Source organism: Mesorhizobium sp. P2_D1 (assembly GCF_056404455.1).
In genome coordinates this window covers 344,193-361,085 of sequence record NZ_JBFUDZ010000001.1, presented here as the reverse complement: position 1 = coordinate 361,085, position 16,893 = coordinate 344,193, and the positions used below count along the sequence as shown (strand labels likewise).

16 protein-coding genes are annotated in these 16,893 nt (G+C 64.2%); 7 read left to right on the top strand and 9 right to left on the bottom strand.

Translation table 11 applies throughout. The features are described from left to right. Positions 1 to 122 precede the first annotated feature (122 nt). Together AC1D0I_RS01755 and AC1D0I_RS01750 are read right to left on the bottom strand one after the other, a co-directional pair. The gene (locus AC1D0I_RS01755) at positions 123 to 716 is read right to left on the bottom strand and encodes a hypothetical protein (protein ID WP_477392656.1); all 594 of its coding nucleotides are present in this window, start codon (positions 714 to 716) and stop codon (positions 123 to 125) included. 315 nt (positions 717 to 1,031) lie between these two features. After that, positions 1,032 to 1,535, bottom strand: a complete 504-nt coding sequence (locus AC1D0I_RS01750) for a hypothetical protein (RefSeq protein WP_477392654.1) — start codon at positions 1,533 to 1,535, stop codon at positions 1,032 to 1,034. Between the two features lie 324 nt (positions 1,536 to 1,859). Here AC1D0I_RS01750 and AC1D0I_RS01745 point away from each other — a divergent pair, with 324 nt between their 5' ends. Together AC1D0I_RS01745 and AC1D0I_RS01740 are read left to right on the top strand one after the other, a co-directional pair. After that, complete coding sequence (locus AC1D0I_RS01745) at positions 1,860 to 3,863, top strand: PhoX family protein (protein WP_477392652.1); 2,004 nt, start codon at positions 1,860 to 1,862, stop codon at positions 3,861 to 3,863. Between the two features lie 129 nt (positions 3,864 to 3,992). Further along, positions 3,993 to 4,217 carry a hypothetical protein gene (locus AC1D0I_RS01740; protein WP_477392650.1) on the top strand — a complete coding sequence of 75 codons (225 nt, stop codon included), beginning with the start codon at positions 3,993 to 3,995 and terminating at the stop codon, positions 4,215 to 4,217. On the opposite strand, the gene AC1D0I_RS01735 is transcribed toward AC1D0I_RS01740, so the two are convergent. Next, positions 4,209 to 5,399: a flavin-containing monooxygenase gene (locus tag AC1D0I_RS01735; protein ID WP_477392649.1), complete on the bottom strand. Its 1,191-nt coding sequence runs from the start codon at positions 5,397 to 5,399 to the stop codon at positions 4,209 to 4,211. The two genes, AC1D0I_RS01740 and AC1D0I_RS01735, sit on opposite strands and share 9 nt — an antisense overlap. Positions 5,400 to 5,748: 349 nt before the next feature. On the opposite strand from AC1D0I_RS01735, the gene AC1D0I_RS01730 reads away from it, so the two are divergent. Beyond that, on the top strand, positions 5,749 to 6,786 hold the full coding sequence (locus AC1D0I_RS01730) for a phosphatidylglycerol lysyltransferase domain-containing protein (RefSeq protein WP_457151287.1): 1,038 nt from the start codon (positions 5,749 to 5,751) through the stop codon (positions 6,784 to 6,786). Between the two features lie 4 nt (positions 6,787 to 6,790). On the opposite strand, the gene AC1D0I_RS01725 is transcribed toward AC1D0I_RS01730, so the two are convergent. Beyond that, the gene (locus tag AC1D0I_RS01725) at positions 6,791 to 7,552 is read right to left on the bottom strand and encodes an ABC transporter permease (protein WP_095083847.1); all 762 of its coding nucleotides are present in this window, start codon (positions 7,550 to 7,552) and stop codon (positions 6,791 to 6,793) included. After that, the gene (locus AC1D0I_RS01720; RefSeq protein WP_477392647.1) at positions 7,549 to 8,475 is read right to left on the bottom strand and encodes an ABC transporter ATP-binding protein; all 927 of its coding nucleotides are present in this window, start codon (positions 8,473 to 8,475) and stop codon (positions 7,549 to 7,551) included. Before AC1D0I_RS01720 ends, AC1D0I_RS01725 begins: the two co-directional genes overlap by 4 nt. A gap of 266 nt (positions 8,476 to 8,741) precedes the next feature. Here AC1D0I_RS01720 and AC1D0I_RS01715 point away from each other — a divergent pair, with 266 nt between their 5' ends. Both AC1D0I_RS01715 and AC1D0I_RS01710 read left to right on the top strand, forming a co-directional pair. After that, positions 8,742 to 10,103, top strand: a complete 1,362-nt coding sequence (locus AC1D0I_RS01715; protein ID WP_477392645.1) for a cytochrome ubiquinol oxidase subunit I — start codon at positions 8,742 to 8,744, stop codon at positions 10,101 to 10,103. Between the two features lie 10 nt (positions 10,104 to 10,113). Continuing rightward, positions 10,114 to 11,118: a cytochrome d ubiquinol oxidase subunit II gene (locus AC1D0I_RS01710; protein WP_477392643.1), complete on the top strand. Its 1,005-nt coding sequence runs from the start codon at positions 10,114 to 10,116 to the stop codon at positions 11,116 to 11,118. Between the two features lie 53 nt (positions 11,119 to 11,171). Here the strand turns inward: AC1D0I_RS01710 and AC1D0I_RS01705 are convergent, their stop codons facing one another. Continuing rightward, complete coding sequence (locus AC1D0I_RS01705; RefSeq protein WP_477392641.1) at positions 11,172 to 13,766, bottom strand: ATP-binding protein; 2,595 nt, start codon at positions 13,764 to 13,766, stop codon at positions 11,172 to 11,174. 221 nt (positions 13,767 to 13,987) lie between these two features. Here AC1D0I_RS01705 and AC1D0I_RS01700 point away from each other — a divergent pair, with 221 nt between their 5' ends. Next, positions 13,988 to 14,260, top strand: coding sequence for a DUF4242 domain-containing protein (locus AC1D0I_RS01700; protein WP_095083851.1), 273 nt, complete (start codon positions 13,988 to 13,990; stop codon positions 14,258 to 14,260). Further along, positions 14,238 to 14,501, top strand: a complete 264-nt coding sequence (locus AC1D0I_RS01695) for a hypothetical protein (protein ID WP_477392640.1) — start codon at positions 14,238 to 14,240, stop codon at positions 14,499 to 14,501. Before AC1D0I_RS01700 ends, AC1D0I_RS01695 begins: the two co-directional genes overlap by 23 nt. A gap of 213 nt (positions 14,502 to 14,714) precedes the next feature. Here the strand turns inward: AC1D0I_RS01695 and msrA are convergent, their stop codons facing one another. The 3 genes from msrA to AC1D0I_RS01680 form a co-directional block, all read right to left on the bottom strand. Further along, entirely contained in the window at positions 14,715 to 15,452 is a 738-nt protein-coding gene (gene msrA, locus AC1D0I_RS01690; protein WP_477392638.1) for a peptide-methionine (S)-S-oxide reductase MsrA, read from the bottom strand. Positions 15,453 to 15,597: 145 nt separating this feature from the next. Next, positions 15,598 to 15,915 (bottom strand): hypothetical protein, encoded by a 318-nt coding sequence (locus AC1D0I_RS01685; RefSeq protein ID WP_095084372.1) that lies wholly within the window; start codon positions 15,913 to 15,915, stop codon positions 15,598 to 15,600. A gap of 131 nt (positions 15,916 to 16,046) precedes the next feature. Then, positions 16,047 to 16,745, bottom strand: a complete 699-nt coding sequence (locus tag AC1D0I_RS01680; protein ID WP_477392636.1) for a DUF1223 domain-containing protein — start codon at positions 16,743 to 16,745, stop codon at positions 16,047 to 16,049. Positions 16,746 to 16,893: the final 148 nt, after the last annotated feature.

Below are 16,893 nucleotides of genomic sequence, written 5' to 3'. Positions count from 1 at the left end.
TGTCGTTGCCTCTACTTCTGGGCGACACGCATCAGCCGGAAACCGGGTGACAAAAGAGAGGTCACCTCCGCCGGGGGCGGCGGAGGTGACGTGTGAAGCCGGCCGTTGCCTGTTGGCCAACTTCACAACGCTTTGAGGCGGCTGAAATCCGCCGGCGTGGCTCCGCGATCGATGATCGTGCGCCCGAGCGAATCCTCCATCCTGAAACGGCCATTCTCGATCTTTTCCATTATGCCGTCGGGATGCTGGACCGTGATCGTCTTGCCCTCCACGTCGACCTCGTCACCGGTCTTGGCGTTGACATGACGACCGTTGCCATTTTCGTTCTGCCCCTGGTCGGATTTGGAGTTGCCGCTGGCGGTTCCGCTATTTCCTTTGCCGTTTCCGTCGCCGGTGCCGTTGTTTCCGTTACCGCTGCTATTGCCGCTGTTTCCGTTACCGTTACCGCCGCTGTTGCCGTTTCCATTGCCGCCGCTGTTGCCGCCGTTTCCGTTGCCGCCGCTGTTGCCACCGTTTCCGCCACCGCCGCCACCACCATTGCCTCCGCCACCACCATTGCCGCCGCCACCGCCGCCCTTACCGGCCTGTGCGCTAGCTGCGTGTATTCCAGGAGCGGAGCCGTGGAGGTCAATCTGATAGGGAGCGATGGTCAGCGCCAGCGCGGCCGCCGATCTGAGCGCCAGCCGGCAACAACGGGTCGTGATCGATCTATGCATGGTGATCTCCGTCGATTGAGCTGGCGTGCCACCGTCGACGTTGGAGTTGCACCAGCATCGCCGAAAGAAAAGATACCCGAAAGCCGTATCCGACCGTTGCGCTTGTCACCCAGGACCTTTGCAAGCGCAAGATTGGACTAAAGTCCCAAGCTTGTGCTAATATATGCGTTGTATGGACGGCGGCGACCGCCATCGCCGACTGGAAGCTGGCTTACCTGATGCCGCCGAACATCAAGTCACCTCCGCCGGGGGCGGCGGAGGTGACTTGTCAAACTGGTCGTTCCCCGGTTGACCTGCCTCACAGGGCCTTCTGCTTCACAAGGCCCGAAGACGACTGATGTCGTTTGCAGTCGCCGGACGTTCGACAATCGTGCGGCCGAGTGCATCCTTCATCTGGAAACGGCCGTTCTCGATCTCTTCCGTGATGCCGTCGGGATGCTCGACCTCGATTGTGTTGCCGTCTACTTCGACCCTGTCGCCGGTTTTCGCATTGACGTGATCTCCATCATCGTCGTGACCTTTGCCGACCCCGGAATTGCCGGCTGCGCCGTGATCGTCGCCGGCGCCATTGTCTCCGCCAGCGTTTCCGGAGTTACCGTTTCCGTCGCTGCTGTTGCCACTGCCGCCGCTCCCGCCGCTGCCGTTTCCACCGCCGCCACCGCCACTGCCATGTCCGCCATCCTTGGCATGCGCGCTTGCGGCAACGATGCCCGGACCAGAGCCGTGGAAAGCGAGTTGATAGGGGGCGATGGCCAGCGCCAGTGCCGAGGTCGCCCTCAGCGCCAGCCAGCAACAGCGGGTCGCGATCGATCTGCGCATCCTGGTCTCCTCTTCGATCAGGCAGGCGGATTTCAGGCAGGCGGATTTCACCGCCGGCGTTTTCGCAAGGGACCCACCATCGCCGACATGGCGGCCTCGCGTAACCGGCCCACGACCGATGCGGTGCCGCCAAGGGACCTTTGCCGGACCTGACAAGGGACCTTTGTCCCAGTGTTACGTGCTGCTCGCAGAGTGCTTAGCCGACGTCTCAGAATGCTGTCGCGGCTGAAAGGCTTTTGATGTCACGAAAATGTGATCAGGTGACTATAAGGGGGTTGAACAGGCAACACGCTCCAGCCACCCGCAAAGCCAGAGGCAAGCCAGATGACCGAACATCGCTCCCCCGACGCCAAATTCCGCACCAGCCTGCTCGAAGAAAACGCCGGACCGGCCACCAATCCCACCGACAACCGCACCATGGGCGAGATCATCGCCGCGCGGTTCTCGCGCCGTGGTTTCCTGAAAGGCTCGCTGGCCGTCTCGGCGATCGCCGCCACCGTCAGCCCGCTGGCGCTGGTCAGCGCCGACCAGGCCCGGGCCGCCGAAGGCTCCGCCTTCGCGTTCGACGAGCTGGAGGCCGGCATCGACGACAAGCACCATGTCGCGCCGGGCTACGATGCCGATGTGCTGTTGCGCTGGGGCGATCCGCTGTTTGCCGATTCGCCGGAGTTCGACCCGACCAAGCAATCGGCGCAGGCGCAGGCGAAACAGTTCGGCTACAACAACGACTATGTCGGCTACATCGCGATCGACGGTTCGGCCGAACACGGCCTGCTGGTCGTCAACCACGAATACACCAACCCGCATCTGATGTTCCCGGGCATCGTCAAGATCGTCGAGAAGGACGGCAAGAAGTCGGCCGACGTCGCGCCGCTCAGCAAGGAACAGGTCGATGTCGAGATGGCGGCGCATGGCGGCACCATCGTCGAGATCCGCAAGGACGGCGGCAAATGGCAAGTGGTGCGCGACGGCAAGCTCAACCGCCGCATTACTTCCAACACCGAAATGGCGCTGTCCGGCCCGGTTGCCGGCCATGACCGCGTCAAGACCAATGCCGACCCGTCCGGCACGAAGGTTTTGGGCACCTTCAACAATTGCGCCGGCGGCGTCACGCCGTGGGGTACCTATGTGATGGCCGAAGAGAACATCCACGGCTATTTCTCCGGAGAATTGCCCGAGGGCCACAAGGAAGCCGCCAACTACAAGCGCCTCGGCATTCCCGAAGGCGCCTATGAATGGGCGGCGCACTATGACCGCTTCGACCTGGCCAAGGAACCGAACGAGGCCAACCGCTTCGGCTGGATCGTCGAGGTCGATGTCAACGATCCGACCTCGACGCCGAGGAAGCGCACCGCCATGGGCCGCTTCAAGCACGAGGGCGCCGAATCGATCGTCGCCAAGGATGGCCGCGTCGTCTTCTATCTCGGCGATGACGAGCGCTTCGACTATGCCTACAAGTTCGTCACCAGCGGTAAGTTCAATCCCAATGACCTCGCGGCCAACAAGGATCTGCTCGACGACGGCACGCTGCATGTCGCCAAGTTCGCCGAAGACGGCTCCGTCGAGTGGCTGCCGATCGTCTTCGGCCAGGGTCCGCTGACTGCCGAAAACGGCTTTGCCAGCCAGGCCGACGTGCTGATCGAGACACGACGCGCCGCCGACCTGCTCGGCGCCACCAAGATGGACCGCCCAGAGGACATCCAGCCCAATGCCGTCAACGGCAAGGTCTATGTCATGCTGACCAACAATTCGAAGCGCAAGGCAGACCAGGTCGATGCCGCCAACCCGCGCGCCGAAAACGCTTTCGGCCACATCATCGAGATCGCCGAGGACGGCGGCGATTTCACTGCCACCAAGGGCAAGTGGGAAGTGCTTTTGAAATGTGGCGATCCGGCGGTTGCCGATGTCGGCGCCACCTTCTCGACGGCGACGACGGCCAATGGCTGGTTCGGCATGCCCGACAATTGCGCGGTCGATTCAGCCGGACGCCTGTGGGTCGCCACCGACGGCCAGAGCCCAAAGACCACCGGCCGCACCGATGGGCTGTGGGCGGTCGACACCGAAGGCTCGGCGCGGGCAACCTCGAAACTGTTCTTCCGCGTGCCGATCGGCGCCGAAATGTGTGGCCCGCTGTTCGCCCCTGACGATCAGACCGCCTTTGTCGCCGTCCAGCATCCGGGTGACGGCGGCGAGGACTGGGAAGCGTTCGGCCGCCCGTCCTACTATGAGGACCTATCGACGCGCTGGCCCGACTTCAAGCCTGACATGCCGGTGCGGCCGGCGGTCGTCGCCATCACCAAACAGGGCGGCGGCAAGATCGCTGTTTGATAACAGGCACTGCAATCTCAGGGGGGTAAGGCGAGCCGAAGCCCCTCCTTTTTTGCGTCAAATCTTTCAAGCCCCGGGAAAGATTGGCAATTTACACATGGCGCCCTAGGTCATTACCAGGAGATTGCCATGCCGAAGTCCGTTTATGACCGTGGCCTGCTCAAACCTGCCGAAGTCGCCACCTTGCAACGCGTGTTCGACGAAGCCTGCCGGCGCCGCGAAGCGCATCCCGAATCGGCCGAGGCGCGCGAACTGGCTCTCACCCTGCTGGCGCTGCACAATGCCGGCATGGTCGAAGAGGACATGCTGAAGGAGGCAGTCGGCTTCCGGAGGCTCGAGCCGAAATCAGCGTGAATCGCCGGTTTGGTGAGAGGTGCCAGCGGAGCTGGCAATCCGTTTGGTGATCGCCTTGGCCATGATGCCGGCATTGGCGAAGCAGCCGCGAATGCTCGGCCGCATGCCGGTGAACCACAGGCCGGGCCATCTCGAATCGCCTTGCCCGCCGTTGAAGAGCGGAACGCCCTTTTTGTCGAGGACGCCGAGCTTGCCGACCATGGGCTCCAGGCCGGTGCGGTAGCCTGTCGCGGCAATGACGATGTCGGGATGGATCAGGTTGCCATTGGCAAGGATCACGCCGTCGCGGGCGAATTCCCGTATCGCCGGCACCACAACGATCTTGCCGGCCTTTATGGCGCTGACGGCGCCGTCATCGGAGGCGATCGCGGTGTAGTCCGAGGTCAGGCGGCTGGCGCCACCCGAAAGCGCGGGCGGCATGCCGAATTTGGTCAGGTCGCCGAAAACCAGGCGCTGCGTTGCCGCCATCACCGCATCGGCGACGCGCAAGGGCAAGCGTGCCATAAACGGCGAAAGCCGGTGCACGGCGATCTTGCCGAACCGCTTGGGCAGCAGCGCGGGGCCGTTGCGGGCCGACAGCCAGATGGCGGCCGTGTTTATGCCGGCCAGATGATTGAGCGTATCGAAGCCCGAATTGCCGGCGCCGACGACCAGCACTTTCTTGCCGGCATAGTCCCGTGCGTCGCCGAAATCCGCCGCGTGGATGATGCGGCCGGCGAAACCCGTCATGCCTTTCCATTCGGGAATGAAGGGCTGCCTGTCGCGGCCGGTGGCGATGACGACATGGCGGGCCAGGCGCAGTCCGGCGCTGGTCAGCAGCGCCCAGTGATCGCCCTTGAAGACGATTTCTTCGACAGCAACGCCAAACTGCACCGGGAGCCGGTTCTCCTCCCTGAAATCATTCATATGGCGGATGACGACAGTCTTATGCGGAAAGGCAGGCGTGCCCTGGGGATAGGCAAGACCGGGCAGAGAAGACAGATCGCGATGGGTGTTGAGATGCAATTGCCGATGCCGCCGGTGCCAGGGCTCGGCCAGGCGGCTTTCCTTTTCCAGGATCGCCGTGGGCACGCCGGCGTTCATCAAGGCATGTGCGACGGCCAGCCCGGCGGCACCGGCGCCGACGACGATCGCCGGCTCGACCGGTTCGTTCGTCACCGGTCTGATGGTCGTCTCAGCCATTCCTTCTCTGATCTCCATTCGACCCTTCCGACGCCACGCTTCCCGTGGTCGCCAAGGGAGGCCGCGGCGGCTCGATCCTGCGGTTGATTTATATATCGCGAATCGAACCCGAATTTCGAGCATGCGCCGTCCGCGATTGCGCACTATATGGCATATGCGCGATATCAGCGGTAATCAGGTCGCGGCAATGTGATTGATTCGAGGCCCTGGGGCTGGCGGGTCTCTGCTATTCCCCCACGTGCATGCCCGAAATCGAGTCGATTTCCGGGGTCATGCGCAGAATCAAAGTGTTACAGCACCTTTGCGCGTCCTGGGCGCGGCGCTGTAGGCGGCTCGCGGAATTTCGACCATGCCCTCCTTGCGGATCTATTTCGACAAAATCCTTGAGGACGTCGCGCCAAAGGTGGCGCGGCAGAGGCTGACCCATGTCGAGCGCCTGGCGCTTGTTCGCCGCCATGGTGACTTCTCGCTTGCCTATTCGACCGCCGTGCAAGGCAAGCTTTCCTATTTCGGCGACGCCGACGGCTACATCGCCTTCGGCACCAAGATGGGGCGCCATTTCGCGCTCGGCGATCCCGTGGTGGCTCCAATGCTGCGGCCCGATTACATCAGACGCTTCGTCGAAACCGCCGGCAGCCCGTGGTTCGTGCAGATCGGCGAGGAGACGGCGCGGGTGCTGGCCGGGCTCGGCTACAAGATCAATCGCCTCGGCATCGACACCCGCCTCAACCTGCCCGACCATGATTTTTCCGGAAAGCGCAACGAGACCGTACGCTATTCCGAGCGCTGGCTGTTGAAGAAGGGATTTTGGTTCGACGAGGACAAGCGGACTGTCCACCTCGACGAAATCGCCCGGCTTTCCGAAAACTGGCGCGGCGACCGCATCGTCAAACGCTGGGAGATGGGCTTTCTCAACCGCCCCTTCGCCGACCATCTCGGCACCGACATGCGCCGTTTCGTCCTGCACGGCCCCGATGGCGGACTGGTCGCACTGCTCGACTTCGACCCGCTGTTTCGCGACGGCAAGGTGATCGGCTACACCACGGCGTTCAAGCGCAAGCATATCGACGCCTCGCCGCACGCCGAGATCGGCCTGACCAAATTCGCCGTCGACCGTTTCCGCGAGCAAGGCATCTCGGTGGTCACTCTCGGCCTGTCGCCGATGCTCGATGTGGTCCCGAGCGGGTTTGCCGAAAGCGATTTCTGGCGCAATGCCTTCCAGCGCGCCTACTCTTCGCCATGGGTCAACCGCCGCAGGTTCAACCTGCAAGGCCAGGCGGCGTTCAAGCGCCGCTTCCACGGTGTTGAGGAGCCAGTCTACATCGCCTTTCGCAAGGGGACATATGTGGAGATGCTGGGGCTGCTGCGGCTGGTCAAGGCGATCTAATCGGTCAGTTCCTTAGCCGGTAACCGGTCCTGAAGATCCAGGCGACGATCGCTATGCAGACCAGCAGAAAGACGATCGTCATGCCGAGGCTGACGCCGACCGAGACATCGGACTTGCCGAAAAAGCTCCAGCGGAACCCGCTGATCAAATAGACGACCGGGTTGAACAGCGTCACAGTGCGCCAGATGCCGGGCAGCATGTCGATCGAATAGAAGCTGCCGCCGAGGAAGGTGAGCGGCGTGATGATCAGCAGTGGCACCAGCTGCAATTGCTCGAAGCTCTTCGCCCAGATGCCGATGATGAAACCGAACAGGCTGAAGGTCACCGCCGTCAGCACCAGGAAGCCAACCATCCAGAACGGGTGCTGGATGGTCAGCGGGACGAACAGCGAGGCGGTGGCCAGGATGATCAGGCCAAGCAGGATCGACTTGGTCGCGGCACCGCCGACATAGGCGATGACGATCTCCAGATAGGACACCGGCGCCGACAGGAGCTCGTAGATCGAGCCGACGAATTTCGGGAAGTAGATGGCAAAGGAGGCGTTGGAGATCGACTGCGTCAGCAGCGACAGCATGATCAGCCCCGGCACGATGAAGGCGCCGTAGCTGATGCCGTCGATCTCGGTGATGCGCGAGCCGATGGCCGAGCCGAAGACGACGAAATAGAGCGACGTAGAGATGACCGGCGAGACGATGCTCTGCAGCACGGTGCGGAAGGCCCGCGCCATTTCCATCCGGTAGATCGCCCATACCGCACGCAGGTTCATGGCTCTCTCCTCACCAGATCGACGAAGATCTCCTCGAGCGAACTGTTTTGCGTGTCGATGTCGCGGAATTGGATGCCGCCGGCCTCGAGATCGCGGATCAGCGAGGCGACGCCTGGCCGCTCGGCCTGGTTGTCATAGGTGTAGGTCAACTGCCCGCCATCCGGCGACAGCTCAAGCGCATAGCGCGAGAAGGTTTCGGGAATTGCCGTCAGCGGGCTGCGCAGCTCCATCACCAGCCGCTTGCGGCCGAGCTTGTGCATCAGTTCAGCCTTGTTCTCGACCAGGATGATCTCGCCACGGTTGATGACGCCGACGCGGTCGGCCATCGCCTCGGCTTCCTCGATATAGTGGGTGGTCAGGATGATGGTGACGCCGTCCTCGCGCAGCCGGCGCACCATCGCCCACATGTCCTGGCGCAATTCGACATCGACGCCGGCGGTCGGCTCGTCGAGGAACAGGACGCGCGGCTCATGCGACAGCGCCTTGGCGATCATTAGCCGGCGCTTCATCCCGCCCGACAGCGTAATCGCCTTGGCGTCCCTCTTTTCCCATAGCGACAGATCGCGCAGCACCTTCTCGACGAAGGCCGGGTTGGCCGGCTTGCCGAACAGGCCACGGCTGTAATTGACAGTCGCCCAGACGCTCTCGAAGGCGTCGATGGTCAGTTCCTGCGGCACCAGGCCGATCAGGCTGCGCGCGGCGCGGTAGTCCCTGTTGATGTCGTGACCGTCGACGGTGACGGTGCCCGACGACCGATTGACGATGCCGCAGACGATCGAGATCAGCGTCGTCTTGCCGGCGCCGTTGGGGCCGAGCAGCGCGAAGATCTCGCCGCGCTCGATATCGAGGTTGACTTCCTTGAGCGCGGTGAAGCCGGTGGCGTAGGTCTTGGAGACCCCGGAAATGGACAGGATGGAGGGCATGGCTGAAAACGGCTGCTTGAAAGAGGTCCCCTGATATAGGCCGAATGCCGGTGCGTGCAACCGCAAGTCGACGCCGCTGCTGACAGTTCTCGACAGTCGTCGCAGGCCGGCCGGTCCAGGCCGGCGGCGGTTGCAATCCGACACAGCAGCACGCATGCGTCATCTTGCCCGGGCGCTGCGGCGTTCCGCCTCGCGGCGGGACGCCGCTTTGACCGACAGGCGCGACGGGCTTATTCTTGCCACATTAGAAGCAGCCGGAGCCCACCATGGACCCGCTCATCCTGTCGCGCATGCAATTTGGCGCGAATATTTCGTTCCACATCCTGTTTCCGACGATCACCATTGCGCTTGGCTGGGTGCTGCTGTTCTTCAAGCTCCGCTACAACGCGACAAACGATTCCGCCTGGATGCGCGCCTATTTCACCTGGGTGAAGGTGTTCGCATTGTCCTTCGCCATGGGCGTGGTGTCAGGCGTCACCATGAGCTTCCAGTTCGGCACCAACTGGCCGGGCTACATGGAAAAGGTCGGCAACATTGCCGGGCCGCTGCTGGCCTACGAGATCCTCACCGCCTTCTTCCTCGAAGCGGCCTTCCTCGGCATCATGCTGTTCGGCTTCCGCCGCGTCTCCAACCGCATCCACACGCTGGCGACGGTGCTGGTGGCAGGCGGCACGACCCTCTCGGCGTTCTGGATCATCGCGCTCAATTCCTGGATGCAGACGCCGGCCGGCTTCGAGATACGCGATGGCGTCGCGCACGCCGTCGACTGGTGGGCGATCGTCTTCAACCCGTCGATGCCCTACCGGCTGGTCCATATGCTGCTCGCCTCCGGCCTGACGGTGTCGTTCCTGATCTCCGGCCTGTCGGCGCTGCGCTATCTCTATGGCGACCGCTCGGAATCGATGTGGAAGGCGCTGCGCACCGGCGTCTTCACCGCGGCGATCCTGATCCCGATCCAGATCTTCGCCGGCGACCAGCACGGGCTGAACACGCTGGAGCACCAGCCGCAGAAGATCGCCGCCATGGAGGCCAACTGGAACACCGGCCCCAACGTGCCGCTGGTGCTCTTCGCCCTGCCCGACGAGGCGGCGAAGGAAAACAGGTTCGAGATCGCCATTCCCGACGGCGCCAGCCTGGTGCTGCGGCACCGCACCAGCGGCGTGGTGCCGGGGCTGAACGACTATCCAGGCAACCATCCTCCGGTCTTTCCGATCTTCTGGAGCTTCCGCATCATGGTCGGCACGGGACTGCTGATGCTTGCGGTTTCCTGGTCGGCCGCCTTCTTCCTCAAGCGCCGGCACAGCCTGCCGAGGCCGCTCGCCATGCTGATGGTGCCGATGGCGCTGTCGGGCTGGCTGGCGACGCTGGCCGGCTGGTACACCACCGAGATCGGCCGCCAGCCCTGGCTGGTGACCGGCGTGCTGAAAACCGCCGACGCGGTCGGGCCGGTGGCGGGCAGCCATGTCGCGCTGACGCTGGCCATCTACCTCATCCTCTATGTGCTTTTGCTGATCGCCTATCTCGGCGTGCTGGTGCACCTGGCGCTGAAGGCGGCGAAGGACGGCGATTCATCGCCGCTGCCGGGCGTGATGAACGCTGCCCTGTCGCAGCCGGCGGCCGGCGAGTGAGGAGAAGACAATGACCTTCGACTGGCCAACCCTGCTGCCCCTGATCTTCGCCGGCCTGATGGGCCTCGCCATCCTGATCTACGTCATACTCGACGGCTTCGATCTCGGCATCGGCATCTTGTTCGCCGCCGCCGAAGACACCGAGCGGGACACGATGGTCGCGGCCATCGGTCCGTTCTGGGACGCCAACGAGACCTGGCTGGTGCTGGCCGTCGGCCTGTTGCTGGTCGCCTTCCCGGTGGCGCATGGCGTCATCCTGACCGCGCTCTACATCCCGGTGTTCGTGCTCTTGATCGGGCTGATCCTGCGCGGCGTCGCCTTCGATTTTCGCGCCAAGGTGCCGAGCGGCAAGAAGCATCGCTGGAACCGTATTTTCTTCCTAGGTTCGGTCATCGCCTCGCTGGCGCAGGGCTATATGCTGGGCGTTTATGTGCTCGGCCTCGATGTCGGCCCGGGCGGCGTGGCGTTCGGCGCGCTGGTGGCGCTCTGCCTTGCCGCGGCTTACGCGGCGATGGGTGCCGCCTGGGTGATCTACAAGACCGAGGGCGATCTGCAGAAGAAGGCCGTGCGCTGGTTGCGCACCGCCCTTGTGCTGACCGCGCTCGGCATGGCCGCGGTGTCGCTGGCAACGCCGTTCGCCAGCCCGCGCATCTTCGACAAATGGTTCGTCTTTCCCGCGATGCTCTATCTGTCGCCGCTGCCGATCCTGTCGGCACTGTTGTTCCTGTGGCTGTGGCGGCAGACCTTTCATCTGCCCAGGCCCGACGACCGCCATTCGCTGACGCCGTTCCTGACGCTGGCCGCGATCTTCGCGCTCGGCTTTGCCGGTCTTGCCTGGTCGTTCTATCCATTCGTGGTGCCCGACAGGCTGACCATCTGGCAGGCGGCCTCTGCGCCGGAAAGCCTGGCCATCATCCTGGCCGGCACGGTGGTCGTGCTGCCTGTCATCATCTTCTATTCGTTCTATGCCTACCGGGTGTTCGGCGGCAAGGCGACGGATTTGACCTACGACTGACGGCCCTTACCGGTCGCAAATGGCCATCCTGCAGATCAAGCAGGTGCGGTGCTTCAGATCAGCCCCGAGTCGCGTGCCGCAGCCGTGGCTTCGCCACGGGAGATGGCGTCCAGTTTTCCCAGAACCGCCGAGACGTGGTGGTCGACCGTCTTCGGCGAAATGGCGAGGTGGTCGGCAATCCGCTTGTTGGAGAAGCCGCGCTCGATCAGTTGCAGCACTTCCATCTGGCGCAGGGTCAGCCCGGCGCTGTTTGCGCGCGTGGTGCGGCGCGGTCCCCGCGCGATGTGATTGACACCGTTTCGCCGCATGAGGTCGCGCACGTGCTGGGCGACCGGCCTGGCGCCGAGGTCTTCGAATATCTCGAGCGCCGAGCGCTGCGCCGCCTCATCGCCCTGAACCAGGGCAAGCCCACGTTCGAAGGGAGCGTCCATCGCGGCCCACAAATCCGCCGCCCCTTGCCAGTCGCCTTCCAGAAGCATCCGGTAGGGCGCGGCCATGCCCGACGTGTCGCCTGGGCCAATCGCCGGCACCAGCAAACGCCGCCAGCTGGCCAGTTCGGCAAAGACCGCAGGCTTCGGTGAAAGGCTTTCGGCAAGGTCTATCAGCCGCAGCGCCTCGTCCTCTTCCGCCTCGCCCAGCCATGCCTGTTCGGCGACGACCGCCGCATAGGGCAGCAGCCTCTGCAGCTCAGCACCCTTTTCGAGAAACCGCTTCATTTCCGCCAGAAGCGGCTCGGCTGAAGGATCGCCGCGGCGCAGGCGCAATTTCGCCAGAGCCACCAAGGCGGGATAGCGCACCAACGCGGCTGCATGGTCGTTGGCGACGACTTCCAGCGCTTCGGCAGCCGCCTCGTCCCATCGTCCGTAACGCAGCAGCAACTGCGCCCGCACGCCGCGCATGTAGTCACGCCAGGTCGCCAGGTCGTTCTCGACACAATAGTCGATGCCGCGATCGAGAAAGGACTGAGCCTGGTTGTAGTCCAACTGGTTCATTTCACTGCAGGCGCAATTGGTGAAGGCACGCGCCACGTGTTCCTGGAAATTCTGCTCGAGCGCGATTTCGAGACTGCGGGCAAGGTGCAGCCGCGCGCTGGGCAGGTCCAGCCATTGTTCGGCAGCGCCGACATTGTTGAGCGCGTGGCAGACGATGTCCGGCCGATCCACCTGTTCGGCGAGCCTGATCGCCTTGTCGCCCAACGACAATGTCTCGTCGAGCCTTTCGGCCAGCATCGCCAGCTGCGAGAGATTGGAGTAGGCCATGGCCAGTTCCGGCCCGGCCGGTGCGGTCTTCAGCAACGCGACCGCCTGGGCGCCGAACAGATCGGCGGCCTGACGGTCGCCCATCAGATAGGCGAAACGCGACAGGCATCTGAGGCTGTCGCCTTCCTTCAGCGTATTGCCCAGCGCGCGCTGCAGAGCGCCCGCCTGCTGCTGAGCCTCGATGGCCTCGGCGATCCGGCCGATCAGGTGGCATTCGAAGGCATAGTTCTCGTAGAGGCCGGCGCGCTCTTCCATGGGCAGGCCGTCAGCCTGTCGCAAGGCGACCTCGTAGTAGCCGGCGGCATCGCGATGCGCGCCGATGCGGGAAGCCTCCCGGGCGGCGACCGGTGCCAGTTCGCGCACCGCCTCCAGATTGTGCGCCTCGACCGCGTGGTGCACCAGGCGCGCGGTGGCAATGTCGCCCTTTTCGAGCATCGCTGTCAGGGCGCGCTGGTTGAACTCTCTTCTGTGGCTTGTCGTCAGCATCGTCTCGATGGCGCGGCGGGCGATTTCGTGCCGGAAGGCATAGCCGTCGCCCAGATCGTCCAGCAGGCCATTCGAGACGCATTCCGCAAGCTGGCCGGCACTGGCCACGCCGCACAGGCCCTGTAGGGCCCAGGCGTCGGCCCGTCTCGGGAACACCGAGACCGCGTCGAGCATCGAGCGGGCGCCAACCGACAGGCGTTCGGCGCGCGCCAGCACCGCATCGCGCACGCTGGCCGGCAGCGCTGTTTCATTTTCGGCGCTCAACAGTTCGGTGACGAAAAAGGCGTTGCCGGCCGTGGCCCGGTAGATGGCATCGCCGTCGCGGCCGGCGGCATCGGCGAGCGACAGCACCGCTGCTTCGCTCAAAAGCGGCACGTCGATGCGCGCGACGCTGCCCGACGGAATTTCACCCAGCGCCCGGCGCACGCGCATCTGCCCCTCGCTGCGATCGGTACGTGCCGTCACCAGCAGCAGGATATGGGTGTTGGCAATGCGACGGCCGAGAAAGCGGACGAAGTCGAGCGTCGCGTCATCGGCCCAGTGCAGGTCCTCGATCACCAGCAATGTTGCGCCCGTCCTCGCCTCGAAGACATCCAGCGCGTCGGAAAACAGCGGCAGCCGCTGTCCCTGCCGGGCGTCTACCGCCTGTGGCATCGCCCATTGCGCCTCGCGCGCAAGATCGTAGAGCGGGCCGAGCGGATCGGGGATCGACAGGTCCTCGCAAGCGCTGCGGAAGATGCGCGCCTCCTGGCCGGCACCGCCGACGAAGGCATCGACAAGCACCGACTTGCCGGCACCCGCCTCGCCCGACAAAGCCGCGACGTGACCACGGCCGCGCGCGGCTTCCGCGAGAAGGCTGTCCAGTTGCGCCAGCTGTGTCTGCCGTTCCAGAAGCATGGTCATTCGCTCATGGTGGATCCCGGTTACTGCCGCCGCAGCCCAGTTCGCCCGCCAGGATAACCCGGCGCGGTATCTGCTTTGTGGCTCCAACACTGAACGTCGTTAACATGGGGAATCGTCCCGCCTAACATGGGGAAAGGCTCCGATGCGCGTCCTTTGCGAGCGTGATCTTTGTCCAACCGCGCTCAAAATCGAGCGTGAAGCAACGGAAAAGGAAGCCTCCCATGCCCCGTTACCTGATTGAACGCACATTTCCGGATGGCCTCAACGTGCCGATGAACGAAGCCGGCGCCGATGCGCTGGGCGGCGTCATCATGCGCAACGCGGAGAAAGGCGTGACCTGGGTGCAGTCGTTCGTGTCGCCCGACAAGAAGCACACCTTCTGCGTCTACGACGCGCCCTCGCCGGAGGCGATCCGCAGCACCGCCCAGATGAACTCGCTGCCGGTCGACAAGATCACGGAGGTGAGGGTTCTTGAACCTTACTTTTACCGCTGATGAAGATCCGATCGCTCGAGGCGGCAATGGCGGCATGCCGGCCAGTGTCGCGGCCATGGCAAACAGCGGCCGCGCGCCCTCCTTGCCCGGCCGTCTATGGCGGATCGCGGTGGAGCTGCCCGCGCAACTGCTGGGCAAGCGCCGCTTGCCACCGGAAAGCGACCATCTGAGGCACGATATCGGCTTGCCGGAGCGGCAGACGCGGCGGGACTGGCGAGACTACGACCGGTGGGATCGCTGACGACTCGGTCGCCCGCAGTCGACCAGACGCCAATTTGACGCTGGGAAAGGGTGCGCTGGAGTCTGCTGTCGCGCAAGGGCGTAGGCGCACCCGGACCGTGACATCTCAGCCCGCGGCCGTACAACCTTGGATGCTGGCGGGACAGAGGGGGGTGGGAAGGATCGCCGACGCTCGTTGTCCATCACACCCGGCCCGCCCACTTTCAAAATCAGCTCAGTTGCTCGCCGACAGCACCAGCACCGGCTTCTCGCTGTACAGCGCCGGGAACAGCTGCTTGAGGTTCGCCACCTTGGGCAGGTCGTTGTAGACGATGTAGGGATAGGTCGGGTTCAGGGTCAAAAAGTCCTGGTGGTAGTTCTCGGCCGGATAGAAGGTCTTGCCGGTTTCCAGCGTGGTGACGATCGGCTTGGGGAAGACCTTGGCCTGGTCGAGCTGGGCGATGTAGCTCTGCGCAATCTTCTTTTGCGCATCGTTTTCGGCAAAGATCGTCGAGCGGTACTGCGTGCCTGAATCGGGACCCTGGAAATTCAGCTGGGTCGGGTTGTGGGCGACCGAGAAATAGACCTGCAGCAGCTGGCCATAGGTGACAACAGACGGATCATAGGTGATCTCGACGGATTCGGCATGTCCGGTGCTGCCTGAGCCGACGGTCTCGTAGACGGCGGTGTCCTTGCTGCCGCCGGTGTAGCCGGAGACCGCCTTGCTGACGCCCTTGACGTGCTGGAAGACGCCTTGCACGCCCCAAAAGCAGCCGCCGGCGAAGATCGCCTTCTCGCTGCCGCTGGTCGCCTTCTCGTCGATCGACGGCGGCGGGATGACCACCGCGTCCTCGGCGGAAACCGCCGGCGTCAGCCAGAAGGCGGCGCCCACGGCGGCAAGCGCCAACGCGGCGAGCGCGCTCCTGGCAAAATTCGACTGTCGTCTGGCGACTGGTTTTCGAATGTCGGTCATGGCTGAGCTCCTGTGACGTCCATCATGTGGAGTCTATTGGATAAGAGGGGATCATGCGACGGGTCAGTTGCGGCCGAAGCCTCACTTTCACGTGCGTCCAGATCCGGTCCTGGTACCAGGACCGAAGCCGGAAGCAGCGTCAACCCTAGTTGGCCGGGGCCATGGCATCCGTTGCCGGCTTCATGGCGTCCGTTGCCGGCTTCATCGCATCGGCTGCCGGCTTCATGGCATCGGCGGCTGGCTTCATGGCGTTGTCCGCGGGCTTCATGGCGTTCGTGCTCATCGCGTCGGGTGCCATGGCGTCGGCCGGTTTCATCGCGTCGGTCGCCGGCTTCATGGCGTTGACGGCGGGCTTCATGGCGTTGGTCGCGTCGTCGGCGCGGGCGATGCCGCCGGCAAACAGTGCCGTCGAGCACAAAGCGAGAGCCAGTGCCGGCAGCGTCATCCGGGAAAAAGTCGTCATGATGGTCTCCTTGCGGTTGGGGATGATGGCGCACCTCTTTCGGTGGGCCGGGTTGTCGCGGCGCCGCTCCTGCGGCGTTGCGCGGGTCGTTGTCTGGGCATGATCCTTACCGGGCTCATGCTCAGGGAATTTCAGTTGGTCGCGGCGGCCAGGATCGGTCCGCCGCCCGGCGACTGGACAAGCACGGCGGTGCTGAGCCCGCCTGAAGCGGCCGGCACATTCAGCGCCGTCGCGTCACCGGTCCAGCTGCCGAGCTTCTCCAGCGAATGCACGACATTGGCGTGCGGCAAGGTGCGGCCGGTGTTTTCACCGCGCGCCACCGGCACCTCGACGACACCCTTGGCATAGTGCACCAGCCAGACATCGGCCCGGCCGCCCGGCGCCGCGCCGGCGCCGATGCTGACCTTGCCGCCGTCGAGCGACAGCGACGGGCCGCTGGCGCGGTCGGTGCTCGAGATCAGCTGCTGGATTTCGCCGGGTGCCGCGCCGACGACATCGGCGCGGCCATTGACCACCACTTGCGGGGTGAACGGGCCGTCATGGCCGAGGGAGGGCTCGTAGGTGACCTGGCGCTGGGTGAATTCCTGGCGGCCGAATGTGTCCTTCCAACCGAGATAGTCCCAGTAGGTGACGTTGAACGACAGCGCCAACACATCCGGCTGGTCCTTGACCTTGATCAGATTGGCGTTGGCCGGCGGGCAGGACGAGCAGCCCTGGCTGGTGAACAACTCCACCACGGTGAGCGGCTGGGCTTGCGCCGCACCGAGCGACGTGGCGAGCGCGAGCGCGCCGAGGCTGGACACGACGAGTGACTTGCAGGAACGCGACATCGGCTGGCTCCGTGGGTGACGGCGCCCCGATGCGCCGCTCATGTCCCCACTTCGCCGCCGGCCGAGGCTTTGTTACAGCGCTCACCGGTTTGTGATCGTTGTCGATAGCGCCTTTCCTTCTCCCCCTGTGGGAGAAGGTGGATCGGCG